This is a genomic window from Halobellus captivus, from assembly GCF_007655485.1.
GTDB classification, from domain to species: Archaea; Halobacteriota; Halobacteria; order Halobacteriales; family Haloferacaceae; genus Haloquadratum; species Haloquadratum captivum.
This window is the reverse complement of the sequence record NZ_VJXQ01000013.1, coordinates 1-613: the sequence shown is the minus strand read 5'-3', so window position 1 is coordinate 613 and position 613 is coordinate 1. Positions and strand designations below refer to the sequence as shown.

General features: G+C 60.0%; 1 pseudogene. It reads right to left on the bottom strand.

From position 1 onward, the window contains the following. Positions 1–613, bottom strand: a pseudogene (locus tag FJT57_RS16240) (conjugal transfer protein); the annotation flags it as partial.

Below are 613 nucleotides of genomic sequence, written 5' to 3'. Positions count from 1 at the left end.
ACGTACTCGTCGGCAGCGTGGTCGTAGCTGTAGATGGCTGGCACACGATCTTTCGAGAGTGTTCCAAGCGACGGGAGGCGGATGTGTTCCGTCCCGCTGGTATCACGAAGGACGATCTCGTCGCCATCACGCTGCCAGATGTTCTGGGTCCCGTTCTCGTCGTCGGTCGCCGGTCGCACGGCCGTCACTCCACCTTCTTCGGTCGCTCCACCGTTGAACGTGAGATTCGAGTCAGTCGTGTAGAACCGTGTCTCACCATTCTGGAGGGTACGGACGGGAGGTGTGAGAATGCCGTCAACACGCTCGGCCCACTCAGTTTCGTCGTTTCCTGGTCGAACGACAAACAGCGGGATATCCCCTGCTGCTTGGGCCTTCCGGAGATTCGTGAGCACTTTCGCGGGATTCTCGGGTGTCGTCGTTTCGACTTCGATGGCGAATCGGTCGTCAACGTCGGGGTGGCTCGCCCTCGCGTCAGGTTTCTCGCTGCCATCCTGTGCGAGGATCGAGACGGTGAAACCGAGTGCGGTGAGCTCTTCTTCGATCTGAAGGAGTGCTGCGTCGTGGACACTCCCACCAGCGGCCTGCACGCTACCAGTATCGGGTGTCGAGACAT